Source organism: Shewanella halifaxensis HAW-EB4 (genome assembly GCF_000019185.1).
GTDB classification, from domain to species: Bacteria; Pseudomonadota; Gammaproteobacteria; order Enterobacterales; family Shewanellaceae; genus Shewanella; species Shewanella halifaxensis.
The window spans coordinates 1,034,446-1,052,450 of sequence record NC_010334.1 but is presented as its reverse complement, the minus strand read 5'-3'; the positions used below and the strand labels follow the sequence as shown (position 1 = coordinate 1,052,450).

At 44.7% G+C, this 18,005-nt stretch carries 14 protein-coding genes; 5 read left to right on the top strand and 9 right to left on the bottom strand.

Annotation, left to right across the window (positions count from 1 at the left end):
* Nucleotides 1-216 precede the first annotated feature (216 nt).
* Together epd and tkt are read right to left on the bottom strand one after the other, a co-directional pair.
* Nucleotides 217-1,236: an erythrose-4-phosphate dehydrogenase gene (gene epd / locus SHAL_RS04320; protein WP_012275972.1), complete on the bottom strand. Its 1,020-nt coding sequence runs from the start codon at nt 1,234-1,236 to the stop codon at nt 217-219.
* Between the two features lie 97 nt (nt 1,237-1,333).
* The gene (gene tkt, locus SHAL_RS04315; RefSeq protein ID WP_012275971.1) at nt 1,334-3,325 is read right to left on the bottom strand and encodes a transketolase; all 1,992 of its coding nucleotides are present in this window, start codon (nt 3,323-3,325) and stop codon (nt 1,334-1,336) included.
* A 515-nt stretch (nt 3,326-3,840) separates the two neighbouring features.
* Here tkt and metK point away from each other — a divergent pair.
* Nucleotides 3,841-4,995: a methionine adenosyltransferase gene (gene metK, locus SHAL_RS04310; protein WP_012275970.1), complete on the top strand. Its 1,155-nt coding sequence runs from the start codon at nt 3,841-3,843 to the stop codon at nt 4,993-4,995.
* A 108-nt stretch (nt 4,996-5,103) separates the two neighbouring features.
* Here the strand turns inward: metK and SHAL_RS04305 are convergent, their stop codons facing one another.
* Entirely contained in the window at nt 5,104-6,834 is a 1,731-nt protein-coding gene (locus SHAL_RS04305) for a thiamine pyrophosphate-binding protein (protein WP_012275969.1), read from the bottom strand.
* A gap of 44 nt (nt 6,835-6,878) precedes the next feature.
* A complete protein-coding gene (locus SHAL_RS04300; RefSeq protein WP_041416251.1) occupies nt 6,879-8,507 on the bottom strand; it encodes an FAD-dependent oxidoreductase in 1,629 nt (542 codons plus the stop codon).
* A 90-nt stretch (nt 8,508-8,597) separates the two neighbouring features.
* On the opposite strand from SHAL_RS04300, the gene SHAL_RS04295 reads away from it, so the two are divergent.
* Together SHAL_RS04295 and SHAL_RS04290 are read left to right on the top strand one after the other, a co-directional pair.
* On the top strand, nt 8,598-9,551 hold the full coding sequence (locus tag SHAL_RS04295) for a response regulator transcription factor (protein ID WP_012275967.1): 954 nt from the start codon (nt 8,598-8,600) through the stop codon (nt 9,549-9,551).
* A 93-nt stretch (nt 9,552-9,644) separates the two neighbouring features.
* Entirely contained in the window at nt 9,645-10,118 is a 474-nt protein-coding gene (locus SHAL_RS04290; protein WP_012275966.1) for a GNAT family N-acetyltransferase, read from the top strand.
* Nucleotides 10,119-10,243: 125 nt separating this feature from the next.
* Here SHAL_RS04290 and SHAL_RS04285 read toward each other — a convergent pair whose 3' ends face one another.
* Nucleotides 10,244-11,071 (bottom strand): hypothetical protein, encoded by an 828-nt coding sequence (locus SHAL_RS04285; RefSeq protein ID WP_012275965.1) that lies wholly within the window; start codon nt 11,069-11,071, stop codon nt 10,244-10,246.
* A 305-nt stretch (nt 11,072-11,376) separates the two neighbouring features.
* Nucleotides 11,377-12,204 carry a hypothetical protein gene (locus tag SHAL_RS04280; RefSeq protein ID WP_012275964.1) on the bottom strand — a complete coding sequence of 276 codons (828 nt, stop codon included), beginning with the start codon at nt 12,202-12,204 and terminating at the stop codon, nt 11,377-11,379.
* 713 nt (nt 12,205-12,917) lie between these two features.
* On the opposite strand from SHAL_RS04280, the gene SHAL_RS04275 reads away from it, so the two are divergent.
* Complete coding sequence (locus SHAL_RS04275; protein ID WP_012275963.1) at nt 12,918-14,204, top strand: ImmA/IrrE family metallo-endopeptidase; 1,287 nt, start codon at nt 12,918-12,920, stop codon at nt 14,202-14,204.
* Nucleotides 14,205-14,603: 399 nt separating this feature from the next.
* On the opposite strand, the gene SHAL_RS04270 is transcribed toward SHAL_RS04275, so the two are convergent.
* A complete protein-coding gene (locus SHAL_RS04270; RefSeq protein ID WP_012275962.1) occupies nt 14,604-15,299 on the bottom strand; it encodes a VC0807 family protein in 696 nt (231 codons plus the stop codon).
* Between the two features lie 817 nt (nt 15,300-16,116).
* Here SHAL_RS04270 and SHAL_RS04265 point away from each other — a divergent pair.
* Complete coding sequence (locus SHAL_RS04265; protein WP_012275961.1) at nt 16,117-16,653, top strand: DUF3016 domain-containing protein; 537 nt, start codon at nt 16,117-16,119, stop codon at nt 16,651-16,653.
* 202 nt (nt 16,654-16,855) lie between these two features.
* On the opposite strand, the gene SHAL_RS04260 is transcribed toward SHAL_RS04265, so the two are convergent.
* Together SHAL_RS04260 and SHAL_RS04255 are read right to left on the bottom strand one after the other, a co-directional pair.
* The gene (locus SHAL_RS04260) at nt 16,856-17,242 is read right to left on the bottom strand and encodes a hypothetical protein (RefSeq protein ID WP_150102056.1); all 387 of its coding nucleotides are present in this window, start codon (nt 17,240-17,242) and stop codon (nt 16,856-16,858) included.
* Between the two features lie 408 nt (nt 17,243-17,650).
* Nucleotides 17,651-18,001 carry a hypothetical protein gene (locus SHAL_RS04255; RefSeq protein ID WP_012275959.1) on the bottom strand — a complete coding sequence of 117 codons (351 nt, stop codon included), beginning with the start codon at nt 17,999-18,001 and terminating at the stop codon, nt 17,651-17,653.
* Nucleotides 18,002-18,005 lie beyond the last annotated feature (4 nt).

Sequence of the window (18,005 nt, the reverse complement as noted above, 5' to 3'; positions counted from 1 at the left end):
GGCATCACTAACAATATCAATGACGATATCAACGACGGCATAAATGCCGACCTACATATTCGATCGTCAGCCTCACCCGGATATACATTATGTAGGTTGGGCTTTAGCCCATCACCAACTGCGCTATTAATAACGACAGCAACGCTATCAATAACAGCATCACTAACAATATTAATGAAGCTATCAACGACGGCATAAATGCCGACCTACAAAAAACTAGGAGCTTCTTTTCGCCTTTATCATCTCTAAGCTAGTGTCTAACATACGGTTAGCAAAGCCCCACTCGTTATCGCACCATAAAAGGAGTTTCACCAAGTGACCATCGCTGACTCGGGTTTGGGTGCCATCGACAATGCTTGAGCGCGGGTCGTGGTTAAAGTCGCACGATACTAACGGCTCATTGGTAAAGCCGACAACACCTGAGAACGAGCCCTCGGTTGCCTGTTTAAGTACCCGGTTCACCAACTCGATATCGACGCGCTTATTTAGCGTCACGGAAAGATCGATTGCAGTAACATTGATGGTTGGCACCCGAACTGAGATTGCCTCAAATTTGTTTTTCATATGCGGCAGAATGCGCTCAATACCACGGGCAAGCTTAGTATCAACAGGAATTATAGACTGCCCTGCGGCGCGAGTACGACGAAGGTCGTCATGATATGCGTCAATCACCTGCTGATCGTTCATCGCAGAGTGGATCGTGGTGATGGCACCACTTTTAACTTCGAAGTGTCTATCGAGCACATCGATCACCGGCACGATACAGTTGGTGGTGCACGAGGCATTCGACACAACGGTATGTTCGGCTCTTAATAAATCTTGGTTCACACCATAGACGATGGTGGCATCGACATCATTTGATGATGGATGACTAATAAGTACCTGCTTAGCCCCAGCTTTAAGGTGTGCTTCGCACTCTTGCCTATCGTTAATTACGCCTGTAGCTTCATAAACGATATCGATATCCAGCTCTTTCCAAGGCAGGTTGGCAGGGTTAGGTTCATGCAGCAGTTTAATGGCATCATCACCAATAATCATATGCTGATTATCTAGCTTAACTTGAGTGTGGAAGCGGCCGTGGGTGGTATCGTACTGAGTCAAATGAAGCATCGCTTCTGGTTTTGCCAACTCGTTAATCGCGACAATCTGGATGCGATCGCGTTTTGCAGACTCATACAGTGCACGAAGAATTGATCGACCAATACGGCCGTAGCCATTAATAGCGACTCTAATCATGTAAGCTTTCTATTCCTTTCACAGCCCATTTATTGATACGACAACGGCCTACCTCATTAGGTAAGCCGTTGTATCATAGCCTTAACACAGCTGTTGATTATAGACCGTTAACGGTTGCTACAACGTTTTCAACTGTAAAGCCAAAGTACTTCAGCAGGTCGCCGCCAGGAGCAGACTCACCGAAGGTTGTCATACCGACAACCGCGCCGCCAAAGCCAACATACTTGTGCCAGAAATCGACGTGAGCCGCTTCGATTGCAACACGCTTAGTCACGCAGCTTGGCAGTACAGACTCTTTATAAGCCGCATCTTGCTTGTCGAACTCGTTAGTTGACGGCATAGATACTACGCGAACCTTCTGACCTTGCTCAGTCAATGCTGCAGCAGAATCAAGGGCTAGCTGAACTTCAGAGCCAGTAGCGATAAGGATTAGGTCTGGCGTGCCAGCACAATCACTTAATACATAACCACCTTTAACCACGTTAGCTAACTGCTCTGCAGTACGTGCTTGTGCAGGTAGGTTTTGACGGCTAAAGATCAATGATGTTGGCGCATTGCGACGTTCAATCGCATTCTTCCAAGAAACGGCAGTTTCAGCCGCATCACATGGACGCCATACCGTCATGTTTGGTGTCATACGAAGGTTTGCAAGTTGCTCAACTGGCTGGTGAGTCGGACCATCTTCACCTTGACCGATAGAGTCATGGGTATAAACGAAGATGTTCTGAATGCCCATCAGTGCAGACATACGTACTGCGTTACGAGCGTATTCCATAAACATCATGAAAGTTGCGCCGTAGTTGATGAAACCACCGTGCAGTGATGCACCGTTCATGATACCGCTCATGCCGAATTCACGTACACCGTAATAGATGTAGTTACCAGCAGGATCGTCTTGAATACCTTTAGAACCAGACCAAAGCGTTAGGTTAGAACCGGCTAGATCTGCAGAGCCACCTAGCATTTCTGGTAGGATAGCACCAAATGCACCAATCGCATTTTGTGATGCTTTACGGCTAGCAATACCTTCTGCTTTATCTTGGCACTCTTGAACGAAAGCTTGTGCTTTCTCTTCAAACTCAGCAGGTAGTTCGCCAGTGATAACACGGCGCTTGTATTCAGCAGCTAGTTCTGGGAATGCTACTTCATAAGCTGCGAACTTATCGTTCCAGCTTGACTCACGCGCTGCGCCAGTTTCTTTAGCATCCCAACCCGCGTAAACATTTTCAGGGATTTCAAATGCAGCGTGGTTCCAGCCAAGGAATTCACGTGCAGCAGCAATCTCAGCATCACCTAGTGGTGCACCGTGACAGTCGTGGCTACCAGACTTGTTTGGCGAACCAAAACCGATCGTGGTTTTACAGCAGATCATTGTAGGCTTATCTGTAACAGACTTAGCTGCTTCGATTGCCGCACGAATAGCGTCGCTGTCGTGACCATCTACGTTAGCGATAACATGCCAGCCGTAAGATTCAAAACGCTTAGGCGTATCGTCAGTGAACCAACCTTCAACGTGACCGTCGATAGAGATACCGTTGTCATCCCAGAACGCAACTAGCTTACCCAGACCTAGGGTACCCGCTAGAGAACAGGCTTCGTGAGAGATACCTTCCATCAAACAGCCATCGCCTAGGAAGCAGTATGTGAAGTGATCAACAATATCGTGACCTGGCTTGTTAAACTGTGCAGCCAATGTCTTTTCAGCAATCGCCATACCAACAGCGTTACTGATACCAGCACCTAACGGACCTGTTGTCGTTTCAACACCTGGTGTGTAACCGTATTCTGGGTGACCAGGTGTTTTAGAGTGAAGCTGGCGGAAGTTTTTTAACTCTTCGATAGGTAATGCGTAACCTGTTAGGTGCAGCAAAGAGTAGATAAGCATAGAGCCGTGGCCGTTAGAAAGGATAAAGCGGTCACGATCAACCCAGTCAGGGTTGTTTGGGTTGTGCTTTAGGAAATCGTTCCAGAGCACTTCAGCAATATCAGCCATCCCCATAGGTGCACCTGGGTGACCTGAATTGGCTTTTTGAACAGCATCCATGGTCAATGCGCGGATTGCGTTTGCGAGTTCTTTACGAGATGACATGCTCTCTCCTGCTTCGTTTTGAGGTATTGAGGCTTAGATAAAGAAAAGGGCCACAAGTTTGTATTTGCTTTTCCCTTCCCTACAGCAAATTTTGGAGCCATATTTTCGCCTACTAGGCAGTAGGACGCAAATTTAATTCACCTTGAATGAAAAATATTAGCGCTTTTAACGCAGTTGAATAAAGGTTAAGCAACTTAAGCTCATCAAATAGTTGCTTTTATCGCCTAAAGTCTATTTTTTTATCTCGTAGCGGCAATTACCTAGCGTTTAAATGGTAAATTTTGATCATTCCCTAGTGAAAACAGCATTATTTAAAACCTGATAATAACCTTATTTTACAAATAGCTAATCTAAACCATAACACTCATTACCCATGCATCTACTCAATAAATAGCGCGCGTGACTGCACAAAATTTAGTGAAAGGGGTGTCATCGGCTCAGATTTACACTAGAATAGCCGTCTAGATGTAGATACTTCTACACATTCAAATTGTTCAACGACGAGATTTTCCATCATGGCAAAGCACTTGTTCACCTCTGAGTCGGTCTCAGAAGGTCATCCAGATAAAATCGCCGATCAGATTTCTGATGCGGTATTAGACGCAATTTTGGAGCAAGATCCAAAAGCTCGAGTAGCATGCGAAACCTATGTTAAAACTGGCATGGTTATGGTTGGCGGCGAAGTTACCACTTCTGCTTGGGTTGATATCGAAGAGATCACCCGTAAGACTGTACGTGACATCGGCTACACTCACTCAGATATGGGTTTTGATGCTGACTCTTGTGCGATACTAAATGTTATCGGTAAGCAGTCTCCAGACATCAACCAAGGTGTTGATCGTGCTGACCCTAAAGAGCAAGGCGCTGGTGACCAAGGTCTAATGTTTGGTTATGCCAACAATGAAACCGACTCGCTAATGCCTGCGCCTATCACTTATTCGCACATGCTAGTTAAGCGTCAGTCTGAAGTTCGTAAAGACAAGACACTTCCTTGGTTACGTCCAGATGCGAAGAGTCAGGTGACTTTTGCTTATAACCCAGATGGCAGCATTGCGGGTATCGACGCAGTGGTACTTTCAACTCAGCATTGTGACAGCGTAAGCCAGTCAGATCTGATTGAAGGTGTAATGGAAACCATCATCAAGCCAGTATTACCGGCTAAGTGGTTATCTAAAGACACTAAATACTTCATCAACCCAACTGGCCGTTTTGTTATCGGTGGCCCAGTAGGCGATTGTGGTCTAACGGGTCGTAAGATTATCGTTGACACATACGGCGGTATGGCACGTCACGGTGGTGGTGCTTTCTCTGGTAAAGACCCATCAAAAGTTGACCGTAGTGCAGCATACGCAGCACGTTACGTTGCTAAGAACATCGTTGCAGCCGGTCTAGCTGACCGTTGTGAGATCCAAGTGTCTTACGCAATTGGTGTGGCAGAGCCAACGTCAATCAGCATCGAAACATTTGGCACGGCTAAAGTTGGCGAAGAGCTATTGATTGACCTAGTACGTCGTCACTTCGACCTACGTCCATACGGTCTAACAGAGATGTTAAACCTAGCTCGCCCAATCTACCAAGCGACTGCAGCATACGGTCACTTCGGTCGTGAAGAGTTCCCATGGGAAGCGACAGACAAAGTTGAAGTGCTACGCGCTGACGCTGGTATTTAATCTTCATTGATTAACTCAGCGCTGTTTATTCAGCGCTAATAAAAAAACCGCCCAAGGGCGGTTTTTTTGTGTCTGGAACACTTATGACGATTTACCATGGATGGGGCTTTAAATTCTTCGCCAAAGTGCCCTGCTGATCATCCTGACTTTGGTCGGCAAATTCATTCGCTTTAGATTGGTTGAGATGATCCCTTTGGTAAAGCGGGTCTTCTTGCTGTAATCGATATTGACATCCAGCACCACAGGTATTCCTTGCTCGCTTAAGAGTACGGCCTTGGATATCTGTTCAGCCACCTCGTCATTGTTCTGTAGCCGAATGTAGCGACAACCAGTCGCCTCGACTAACGCCTTAAATTTAAACTCGGGAAGGACAGTACAGGTTGCGGCATTGTAAGGCACTTTTTGCGCCTGCGAGATCTGAGCAAGCTCACCATCGTTAAAGATGGTAAAGATAGCGCCAATACCAAGAGAGGAGGCACTAAACAGCTCGGATTGAGTCATCATAAATGCTCCGTCACCGATGATGCCAACCACCTGTTTCTCAGGGTTGGCAAGCTTAGCACCGATAACCGCCGGGATCGCATAGCCCATGCAGTTAAAATCTGTAGGGCTAAAAAAGTGTTTCGCCCGATAACAGGGCATCAGCTCCGCGGTTAAAAAGGTATGATTTCCGTCATCGGCGATCACTAAGGCATCGTCATCGAGTGACCGCCTAAGATGTTGAAAGAAAACGGCAGGATTAACTCTGTCACCACTGTCGTGAGCTAGCCACTCATCAATATAACTCTGCTTATCGCGCTTGATGGCCTGTTTAATGGCTTTGGCATCTTTATCTCTGATCTTTGTTTGTTGGAGCATCTGCAATAGCGCGGCTAAAACAGCGCCAGCATCTCCCTCTATGGCGACTTTAGCAGGGTAATTGGCATTAAACACGTTCGGGTTAATATCGATGTGGATTAGGTTTTCCGGCACGATCACCCCAAAGCTTCCTGTTGCTATCTCAGCAAAACGGGTGCCGATGGCAAGCAGACAATCACACTCTTTAAAGGCATTGGTCGCAGCGGGCACTGCCGCGGGGCCAAATCCCATTCCGGTATGAAGCGGATGCTTTGCTGAGAAGGCACTGAGCCCCTGCAGTGTTGTCGCAACAGGAGAGTGAAGTAAATCGGCGATCTGTTCGGTGCAATCACTCGCCTCGACGCCGCCCCAGCCCACAAATATGGCGGGGCTTTTAGCATTCGCTAATAACGCTACCGCTTGTGCTAATTGAGCATCGATTGCATGAGCCAATGACTTTATCGGCGCTTTATACATAGGTAAGTCTGAGATCTCGCCCCTGTCGAGCTGAAGATTCACCGGGATCTCGACAAAAACAGGGCCGGGTTCGCCATCATTGGCAAGATCGTACGCCTCAAAAAGTGTAGCGACCACATCTTGATGTCGAGTGACTTTGAAGGTTTTTTTGGTGATCGCTTCGAGCATTTTGTGCTGATCCATATCATGAAGTTGATAGGAAAATTTCGAATCGGTTCTCACGCCGCCACTTATGACTAGCATAGCAATGCCATCTAACGACGCTTCTGCAATGCCGCTGGCCGCGTGGGTGGCTCCAGCGGCAGGAACAATAAGTAAGGTTCCCATGCTATCACTACTTCTGGTGACGGCATCGGCCATAAAGGCACCATGCCCCTCATGGGTCACCAATATGGGTTCGATGCTATCCGACTGAGCCAACTCATCATAAATTTCAGTGTTATGCACACCGGGAATGCCGAAGGTATGCTTAATATTCAGTTGCTCTAGGGCGTAACGTGTCAGCCAAGCTGCAGTCCTTTTCAATGTGCTCTCCTTAGATTTCTTTTTTTATTTTTCGTTATTTATGGCTAGCTATGACTGCCAACAATAGCAGTCGCCGCATTGCGGGCAGTTAAGATACAAGCGGATAAAAATGTCCCCTCCAAAGAGCGAGCACCGTTGGCGCCGCCACCACCAAAACCCGCCGCCTCACCAACACAATATAAGCCGCCAATAGGTTTACCCTGCACATCCAATACTTGGCTAGATAAGTTAGTTTGCAGTCCGCCTAGGCTCTTTCGACTGATCAGCTTGAGTCTGATGGCAATCAGCTTATCTCTCTTTGCCATTCCAGACGATAATATTGGTCCGGGCTTACGGGTTCGTAACCTATCGGGTTTCCATTGTCTGGTATGATTAATACGTCTTAGCTGCTCATCATTATGCAACCTTACATCGGCCGCTCGCCGATCGTACAGCGCGATCTCTTGCGCTAAATCGGCACCATTAATATAGTTTTTCTTAGCCAGAGCGTTCATCTTATCCGTCAGTTCGTCGAGTGTATCGGCGCAGAGTACATCTGCAGATTGCTGTACTAACTCTTCCACTAACCTATGATTACCGAAAAATATCTCTTTCAAAAAGCTGAATATTTTTTTATCTCTAATAGAGGGGTTATGCTCTGAGCCTGACACCGCCAGCTCTTTTGCGGCTACGTCCCAATTCAGTACCTGCCAGGTCCAAGGCTTACTCAGCCCCGCAAGCTGCTGACACAGATAGTTGGTGTCAAACCCGGTAACCAGAGGTTGTGGACCGATCCGCTTTCCAAGGTGATCGAGCCAAAGGGCCGATTTACAGGGGATCAAGCTTAAACCATGCCCCTCAAACTCTGCCTGAGGGTGGGCGATTCCAGCCGCATAGTTCCACATCTTATCGATGTGAGTCACCTTGCCGCCTTGGGCCTCTATCTCGTCATGAAGCTGGCCATCTGAAATAGGATTAGCGCCATTAAATGGTGCCTCGGCCACCTGCTCACAGGGGAGCTTCCAATTCTGCTTTACCCTTTCGCTGCTGCCATTGATGCCACCACAGGCAATGACAACATGAGCAGCATTGATCAAAAACACAGCCTGACTCTGTTCATTTTTAACTTCGACGCCGATGACGGTTCCCCTATCGGTAGTAGGGCGCACAACCTTGTGACGATGAAGAATATTAAGCTTTCCCGTTCTGACATAGGGGGTCAACTTAGCCATTACGGTCTCGACTAGCGTCTTACCCGTTCCCCACAGCACATGGTAGCGAGGCACTGAATTACCTGGAACGAACAGCCCTCGCTCCACCCAGTTGACTGCAGGCAGAAACTTGAGACCTAAGCGAGTTAGCCACTGATAGACCTTTTCATTATTATGTTCGGCATACTCTTTTGCCCAAGCCTTAGGCCAGAGATCCTCTTTGGCAAAATCGGCAAAACTATGCCAATCCCGAAGCAGAAGAGCCGAGTCATCGGGGATCTTCATCCGCCTCTGCTGCCGAGTTCCGCACAAGGCCATCCCCCCAAAAGCCCAGCGGGCGAGGCCACCGATCCTCTCTGCCGTATCACGGTCGACAAGATAGACCGTCTGCCCATGCTTGAGTAATTCAAGCGCGGTGACTAGACCAGCAACGCCAGCTCCGGCGATGACGGTATCGCATTGATGATTCTCAGCTTGTCTCATTCCATTACCAGCTGTTAGCATATGAATGATATTTATACTGTTATGAATAACACCTTCTGGCCATAGTAAAAATTACCTAATGGGTTAAATATGCAAAGAGTTCCTCCCGACAACTTTATCAGTCGACTCTATCGGGAGTCGCCACGAGTATCGCTCGAGGAATTCCCCGTGTGGACATTAAACTTTCTGCGGCAGGTACTCCATTTTGATGGCGCTATCTGGGGAACGGGACATATCTCTACCAAAGCATTCCACACTCAGACTGCCATCAATATCTCAACTGATATTTTTGACCAGTTGCAAGCGAACCTAGCCATCAACCCCATCTTTGAAACGCTCTTTTCAACGCAAGGAGGCGCCGTAGACATGCGAGATGTATTCCCGGATGAGCAGTTCTATGACTCCACCCTTTATCACAACTGTTTTAAGCCATTTGGAATTGAGCGAATATTAAGTTCTCTGCATATTGATGAGCGAAGTGGCATTTTTACCCTGCTCACTCTGTATCGTTACAACCGAGAAGAGGGCTTCAGCGCAGAGGAAAAAAGTATTCAGAATCGATTACTCTATCACCTGCTCAGCGCAGCTTCTCATCGACAACTGCTAGCCCTTTGTGAGCAGGATGAAAACCCAAGTGTTCACTGCAGCGCCATCTGCGATTGTGAAGGTATCTACCATTGTGTCGACTCGAGTTTTCTGGACACCTTAGAGGCTCATCTGCAAACACCGGCAGTTCAGAAATTTCCATTTCCCATCGCGGCGCAAGCTCATCAATTTACCGAAGGTGAGCTTCAGTTTGACCAGACTCGAATGGGCGATCTCTATCGGATCTCCCTACGAGTAAAGAATCAGCTCGACGAGCTCACGGCAAGAGAGAGGCAGATCGTTGCAGAGATTTGCAAAGGGGGAACCTTCAAACAGATAGCCCGTAAGTTAGCGCTATCCCCATCGACGGTATCAAACCACCTCTATCGCATCTACGCAAAGCTTGGGATCAATACCCGCAGTGAGTTAGTCAGCATTGCTAATAATTGCAAATACTAAGTTAAACGATACACTGCCAGCTTTCCCATCATCTCTGCACTGCTAGAATGTAAAACAGATATTCAGTGCTATGACTCAAGACAGGACAAAACAGTGCAATTAACTTGGTTAGCCCCAAATGAGCGTATCGAGGTAAAGAAGTTCTATCGCCAACATATGCCCTACGCACGCTTGTTGCACAAAGAGTCTATCTGCGTTTTGACGCAAACCGGCTCGACTTCGGCTAATGGTATTGAAATCACTTCCTCTGCAATCAGTTGCTCTGAGATAGTAGCCAGTGCCCGTATTCGGCCCATCGGCCAGTTAGCGATTTTAACCGGCATGTTAGTCCATCCCGATTATCGCGGCCAAGGTGTTGGGCATCGGTTGATGCGAGAACTTTCACCCGTAATTAGTGACGGTAGCACTTACATCTTTGCGCTAGCGCATTTGGAAGAGTTTTATTCACAACATGGGGTCTCTGTCATTGCAGATGCGCCCAATGATATTGCGCAGTTGTTTTTGAAGTATCAGAGTTCCGATAAGGAACTTGTTTTAATGGGGTTAGCTGGTGCTATTGAACGATAGCTTTCGTTTTATTTATTTTAAAAATACTTCAGCAGCTTAGCTAACACAGGTTAACGAACTACAACTAATAACACCCATGAATGCCCAGTTCATAAGTGTTATTAAGGAAGGCTAAGAGTACCTAATTACCTGTATTCATACCAACAGGAAGTCACTGTGCGTGTTACTCGAGATGGGCTACCGTCTGGATTCACAATCGTTGAAGTCACGCTTGTTTTCTCACACGTTTTTACTCTTATTCCCCCATATAGAAAATGCTCTCCCCAAGCACGATTATTAGAAAATGCCTCATATTCACTCTGATTGAAATAAATTGTTAGTTGATTAAGCTCATTACGTAGCCCTTCTTCAACGGTATCAACGATTTTCCAGTAGTCATTACTTAGCTCTAATTTTAAATGCAGTACTAATCCATTCTCACCTTTCAACTCGATGTAAACGATTGGAGACCCTGCTTGGGTAATCAAATTATCCACAAAATTTTTCGCCAGAGAGCTAAGAAGCTCTCTTCGACTTGTGCTAAGTGAATTAGTAGTCGTAAATAACGCCGTTTTTCCAGCTTGATAAACAAAGTGATTTGCCGCGACTAAGTCGAGGAAAGGCTTCTCTCTTAGGTAATCGTTATAAAATATAAGTCTCTCACCTGCATGACGGTTTAAACCATCCATAGAGTCGCAGTCAACATCATCCTCACAGACAATCGTAATTGTGGTATCTATTGGTTTCGCCAAGGTGGGTTGATTGACAATTTCTCCCCGATACTGGCTCACTTTAAAGCTCACTTCTATTTCACTCGATATTTTAACTGGTGTGCCATCGGCAAGCGTATCGTCAATATGATAACTAACAGTTCCTTTGTCATAGCTGATACAAGGCTCATCAAAACAGGGAGGGTATGCATTCACAACCCCGCTAAAAAATAGGAAAAGAAGAGTAAATATCAGTTTAAGCATAATTCCATTTATCCTTAACGTTAAATTAGTAAGCACTAAACCTAGCACACAACTTTTTTAATTAGCCTGAATAATATTCAAGTCGGCTACATCTTCTTCGTAGACTTTTAGCTATATATAGCTGTTGCTGTTGAGCTATCAGAGTTCTGATAATGAATTGGTATTAATGGGGTTATCAGCAGTTATTGAACGATAGCTTTCGTTTTATTTTTTAAGCATATTTAACTCAGGTGAATGAACTACAACGAATAATACCCATGAACACACAGTTCACGAGTATTATTGAGGAAGGCAAAGAGTATCTGTTACCGGTATTCATACCAACAGGACGTAACCGTACGAGTCACTCGAGTCGGGATACCGTCAGAGTCCACAACCGTTGAAGTGACAGTTGTTTCTCTGCAGCGTTTCATTCTTATCAGTCCTGATAGAAAATGTTCTCTCCATGGGCGGTTCGCATAAAATGCTTCATATTCACTCTGATTAAACTGAATTGTAAGTTGATTAAGCTCATTTCGTAGCCCTTCTTCAGCCGTATCAGCAATTTTCCAGTAGTCATTACTTAGCTCTAATTTTAAATGCAGTACTAATCCGTTCTCACCTTTCAACTGGATGTAAACGATTGGAGACCCTGCTTGGGTAATCAAATTATCCACAAAATTTTTCGCCAGAGAGCTTAGAAGCTCTCTTCGACTTGTGCTAAGTGAATTAGTAGTCGTAAATAACGCCGTTTTTCCAGCTTGATAAACAAAGTGATTCGCCGCGACTAAGTCGAGGAAAGGCTTCTCTCTTAGGTAATCGTTATAAAATATAAGCCTCTCACCTGCGTGACGGTTTAAACCATCCATAGAGTCGCAGTCAACATCATCCTCACAGACAATCGTAATTGTGGTATCTATTGGTTTCGCCAAGGTGGGTTGATTGACAATTTCTCCCCGATACTGGCTCACTTTAAAGCTCACTTCTATTTCACTCGAGATTTTAACTGGTGTGCCATCGGCAAGCGTATCGTCAATTTGATAACTAACAGTTTCTTTGTCATAGCTGATACAAGGCTCATCAAAACAGGGAGGGTATGCATTCGCCCCACCGCTAACAAATAGGAAAAGAACAGCAAATATTAGTTTAAGCATAATTCCATTTATCCTTAACATTAAATTAGTAAGCACTAAACCTAGCACACGACTTTTTTAATTAGCCTGAATAATATTCAAGTCAGCTACATCTTCTTCGTAGACTTTTAGCTATAACATCGGCGCCCCTATGATATTAAACAGTTGTTTTAGAAGTATCAGGGTTCTGATAAGAATCTTGTTGAAACCACAGTCTAGTGGGGGTGAGGCCTTACGGCCTAGATGAAGTCTCAAGTTAGACTGCGTCTAACAACTAAAGTCGTGGCCCTGCCACATATCAAGCTTCGCTTGATAAAGGTCGTGAGCTTCCAGCTCACACTCGGGCAAAAGGGGGGCAACAGCTTCCCCCTCTTGCATCACCCGAGCCGCCCTTACGAAGTTGTTGATCCTCTGTCATTTTCGAAAATCGCTATCGCCTCATATTCGCCGTCCATGGCTCACCTAAGGCTATCTCGGCTTCCATGCCTCGCTCACGCGATTTTCTTCAATGACCTCGGCAACTCCGATGGGGAATAGGTGTTTTCTGTAAGTTTAGTAATTCACTTTCATGCAAAAAAGTTTCCGCTCAAAGAGAATTAGACATTATTGCCGCCACCATATTTAACACATTGTTATTATTCGAGTTGTAATCAATAATACCGTACACTCTTTTACCTCTACCATACGTAAAAGGCACTTAGGCATATTAAACTTTAAGCTCAAATGGTACATAGATGAATACTGTCGATAAAGGCGATAAGCTAGAAAAAACTATCTTCGATATCTTCTCCGATGATATTAAAAATGATCGATTTTGGGCGCGTAAAGACTGCTGCAAAATATTCACTAAAAAAGGTTATTACTCTAAAGATCGAGAAAAAAATATTACCTTCGACGTGTCTATTGAAATCTACCAGCCTGGGCAGAAAGAATACTCCGTATTAGTGTTGATTGAATGCAAGAATTACAATCACCGAGTGCCTGTTGATGATGTAGAAGAGTTTTATGCCAAAGCCCAACAAATTTCAGGAGCAAATATTAAAGGCATCATAGCCTCAACTAACTCATACCAAGACGGAGCTTTCAAATTTGCTAGGTCTAAGGGTATAGGCTTGTTGCGGTACTTCAATCCAGATAAACGTGAATGGATATTAAATCGTTCACCATCCCTCATAAAGGGCAGAAGCGAAAGCGTTACAGAGCGATTAACAGTATCAGAAGGCTTGCTTGAACAAGAGTATAAAAGCAAAGGCTTCGATTTCTACTGCTACTCGAGCGGAGCTTATACAACTTCAACTCATCAATTAATATCTAACCTCATTTTGCAAAATGAACCTAGAGATCATCAGAATATTGATACTCGCATTAAGACCACTCCCCCAAAAAAACACTCACTCGTAAAATACCTTGAAGTTGATGTCATAGAGGATCTGTGCGCAGATGTACTAAAAGGTATTAAGTATTTTTCCGGACCAGTATCCGTAGAAGATCTACAACAGTATGCTTTCGAACAGCATACTGTGAAAGTTAAGTTGGGTGTAAGCTTAGAGCTTGGTGTCCTAGGATGTGTAAACTTTGAAGATGGTGTTATAAATATTGACAACAAGCAATGTGAAACTGAATCAAGGACTAGATTTACAGTCGCCCATGAACTAGGGCACCTATTCCTCAAACACTCTGAGTTTATGGTTGGTGAAAACTGTTTAGACTCCCACCTTGTCAGTGTGGATCGTACCGATATTATATTAAAGGATGTCATGCGGATGGAGTGGCAAGCTAACCAATTTGCAGCATGCCTTCTATTGCCAAGGCGAGCATTTATTAAAGCTTTTCTAGCAGAAACTGAAAAGCGAGGAATTGTAGATCGTGGGTTTGGTTTACTATTTGTTGACGGACAAAGTTGCAATGTATCAGCTATGAACTCTATTTCAGTGTCATTAATGAAACGATTTAACGTATCAAAAACTGTTGTCATTATTCGCATGAAGCAATTACGTATTTTGCGTGAATCTGCAGCATAAGTTTCAAATAAAAGAAGTCTGAGTAATCTCTACTAGCTTCTACGCTGAACAGCCATTTCTTGAAGAAGCCAAACGAATCTTCAGACTCACAGAAAACACCAGTTCCCCATCGGAGTTGCCGAAGTGCGTAGATGAAAATGCCGTAGAGCCATCATGGATGATGGTTCAGGCTCGGGGGGACATAGATGTCCCATCTGAGCCGTTAGGCAATTTTTATTGGAGCATGAGGCCCGTATCTAATGCATGTAACTTCGTCGGGGCGTCATGGTGGATGCAAGGAGGATAAGGACGAGCAGTCCTCCTTGCCCTGGTGTGGGATGGAATCCCACGACCTTTATCAAGCGCAGCTTGATTGCTTATCGCTGTAAAGCGTAAGTCAGGCGCAACCTGACACAATTATTACTGATTGGCCAAAACCTCTTCCAGCTTAAGCCCAGTTAAATCATGGATAGTGCGCCATAGGTAATAAAATATTCCCATCATCATCACCATAGAAGGCAAGGCTATCATGGGGTAACTGTATAGGGTCAACTCTCCCAACTGTTCATTAAACTCAGGGGTACCCGTTGGGCTAGTCACTATCCATTTAGCCAATATGTAATTCATGGTGGCTGAGAACGCAAACGAGCCCGCAACCAAATAGGTGGCCTTCATCAATCGCTGTTCAAATGCCGCCACACAATTGTTCTGTTGCAGTCGCTTAATGATCTTGTCAACGTCCATTACCGCTGGATTAAATACAATGGCTTTAATTAGTGGCTTAGAGGTAAAGGTCGAAATAAGTACTGCAATGCCGATAGCGGCTGGAATAGCGGCCTCTTTGATTGCCAACCACTTAAGGTCAAGTTCCAGTAAACCAATGCCACCGGTTAACAGCACATTGGCTAATCCAAGCAAGGCAATAAAATTAAACTTCTTATACTTTATTAGCTCAAATATGCCCCACCCCAGCGGAAAGCTTAACGCCACCATTAATCCACCACTCGCCCCGAGCTGATCTTCACCACTTAGCTTCATTAGAATAAAAGCAGGTATGGCGATGCTCACTAACAGGTCAACCATAGGCCGAGGTTTATGTGTCGATGTACTACTCATGTGTTGTTTTCCAGGCGAAGTATGCAAGCTTCGCTAAAATTTTAAGATAAAAACCAGTACTGTTGCTTGTATGATGCCAGTTCTCTGATGCTAGCTTAGTGCTTCTAAGATGCCAGTATTGCGACTCAATAGCGTATAGCGACGTAAAAATACCTTGTTCTACGTCAAGTGTCACTCTTCATCAAACATTGCTGAGACCGAGCTAACTGGTGACTGCAACATAAATGAGGGGCAGAGTAAACTTTCTAGAACTTCTATGCTCAATAGCCATTGCTCACAGAAAACACCGATTCCCCATCGAAGGTGCCGAAGTGCGTTGAAAACTCTTTAATAAACGAGAGTCGCAGGATGTCGACAGGGATGTCGGCGTAGCTTTCGCGGGGCAAACCGTTCTATGGCATCTGACCTATAGGGATATTGGAAATGTCATTATGATGTAGGGAACATCATTGACCATGCCATCACGACATTTGCGAATCCATTTACATCAGATGCCCCATCGGAAGCGTTAGACTATTTCGAATAAGCACGAGCAGTCCTCCTTGCCGAGTGTGAGCTGGAAGCTCACGACTTTAATTGTTAGACGTAGTCTAACTTAAAGGTCAGGCATAGTCTGATATGTGGCAAAGCCACGACCTTTTATCAAACGAAGTTTGATTGCGTCCCCCTCATAAGTGGCGAAGCGCCACGACCTTTATCAAGCGCAGCTTGATTGCTTCAAAGCGTAAATAGTTAGATGCTCCCTAACTAAAAATAAACTCGCATTATCAGAGATCTGAGTTATAAATAGATAAGCCTGAAATCAAATGGAGCCAACATGAAACACTTTCTAATGACAGCAGTTATTGCCGCGATATTAACAATAAGCGGTTGTGCCCAAAAGCAAGAACCAACCGTCCCAGAAAGCTTTTTGACCAATGATGGCAATGTTAATATTCTTTGGCAAAACCCAAGTGACTATAGCGATATCGAAGCAACTATTGGTTTACAGTCTAAATTTGAACAATACCTTTTTACTCAACTTACTGATGAACTTGGAAACCTAGCTAATAAACACTTAGCTAATGACCAACAGCTCGACTTGACCGTGACAAACGTAGACCTAGCCGGAGATGTACAACCAACTTTTGGTGCGGCCGCTAACGAAATTCGCATTGTTAGCGATCTGTACCCGCCAAAAATACGTTTTGATTATGTGCTAACTCAGAATGGAAAAGTCATAAAATCCGGAAGTGAACAACTTAATAACATGGGCTTTCTATATGATATCCAACCCATAACCAATGATGCCTTCCCCTACGAGCGAGACTTACTGATTGATTGGTTTAAAAAGACAATAATGCCTGCGTTATAATGCAGAATAATGCCGACTCCCCAGTTTAATCTGGGGCGGCAGGGACTCTTTTGTAAGAATTAGGCTGGAGGGGCTTGCTTGTGCCCCTTCTTGGCTGAGTGTTAGCTGGAAGCTTATGACCTCAAACGAAGTTTGACTGATTTAGCTGTTAGAGGCAGCCTAACGGCAAGCTCAACTGTGCTGAGCTAACTTAAACGAGTTGTTAGTTTAATTTGCTTGAAGAACTACTGTAACCGTCTTCCATTATCAAATTTTTGGCCTTTTCAATATCAAGTTCTTCTATGGGCAAACTTAAATAATAGGGCAAGGATACAATTCTTTTACTCAGCTGGATAATCTTACCCTCTTCCAATCGTTCAATTACTGAGTGCAAGGTTTCCTCCAAATTTTCTGGAGCTCCCTGATATTGCCTGCTCATATAGTCAATCATTTGCTGAATAGTATGCTGGCCATCAGCGAGCGAGACGACAACGCCTAACCACTCATCCAAGGGGGTTGCTCTATCGGGATAGTCTATATCAACTAAAGATACCCTTTTGTTTTTGAAAGAAAAAACAGCATTTCGGTAAAAGTATTGCGTATTATCCATAAGACTAACCATCTCCATAACTACTTTGAAGCTCAATATGTGTACTGCTATTTGATACGGCTATCTAAAGCTAACGCTGTATTCAATTGCAGCACGATAACGCTTTTGGTCGCTCGATTAACGCACTAAAACTACCATTGCTAAGTGCCTGTTGCAAATCGAATATTTCTAGCCTTTCATCAATGTACAGCTTGAGGCTGATTAAATATGGCCTTAAAGTGATTATAGATTAGCGACAGTTCACGACGTTAGCGCATCCGTATGCAGCTCTAGCAGCAAACCCTAGCTACAAACCCTAGTTATAAACCCTACTTATAAACCAATAGAGCCACCAATGTTAAACGCCAGTTAAGTGTTTGCAATCACTCGATAAGTTAAACTTATCGCAAAAGTTCACAGTAAACACCTTTAACAATGGTCAAAGTGTGCATTCTCCATGCACATAAATTCCAGCTGTCGCATAGAAAGTACTGGTGGCTGCAGCACCTGAATCGATTCGGCTGTAATCGCTTCTAAGTCAGCGACTTCATCGATTTGATTAGCGTAAGAGTTAGTGCGGCCACAATAGATAAAGTGATGGTTCCAGCGCACTAGATAAGCAGTTTGCTGCTTACCGTCAACAGTCAGCTCAGTTTCTAGGGCGTGACACTCTTCACCTCTATCCGTTAATACCGCAACCACTAACTTAAGGTTGTCGAAAGCCGATAGATTTAACGTTAGGTATGGAGTAAAGATTGAGGCGACAGATTCAGACAACATAAAG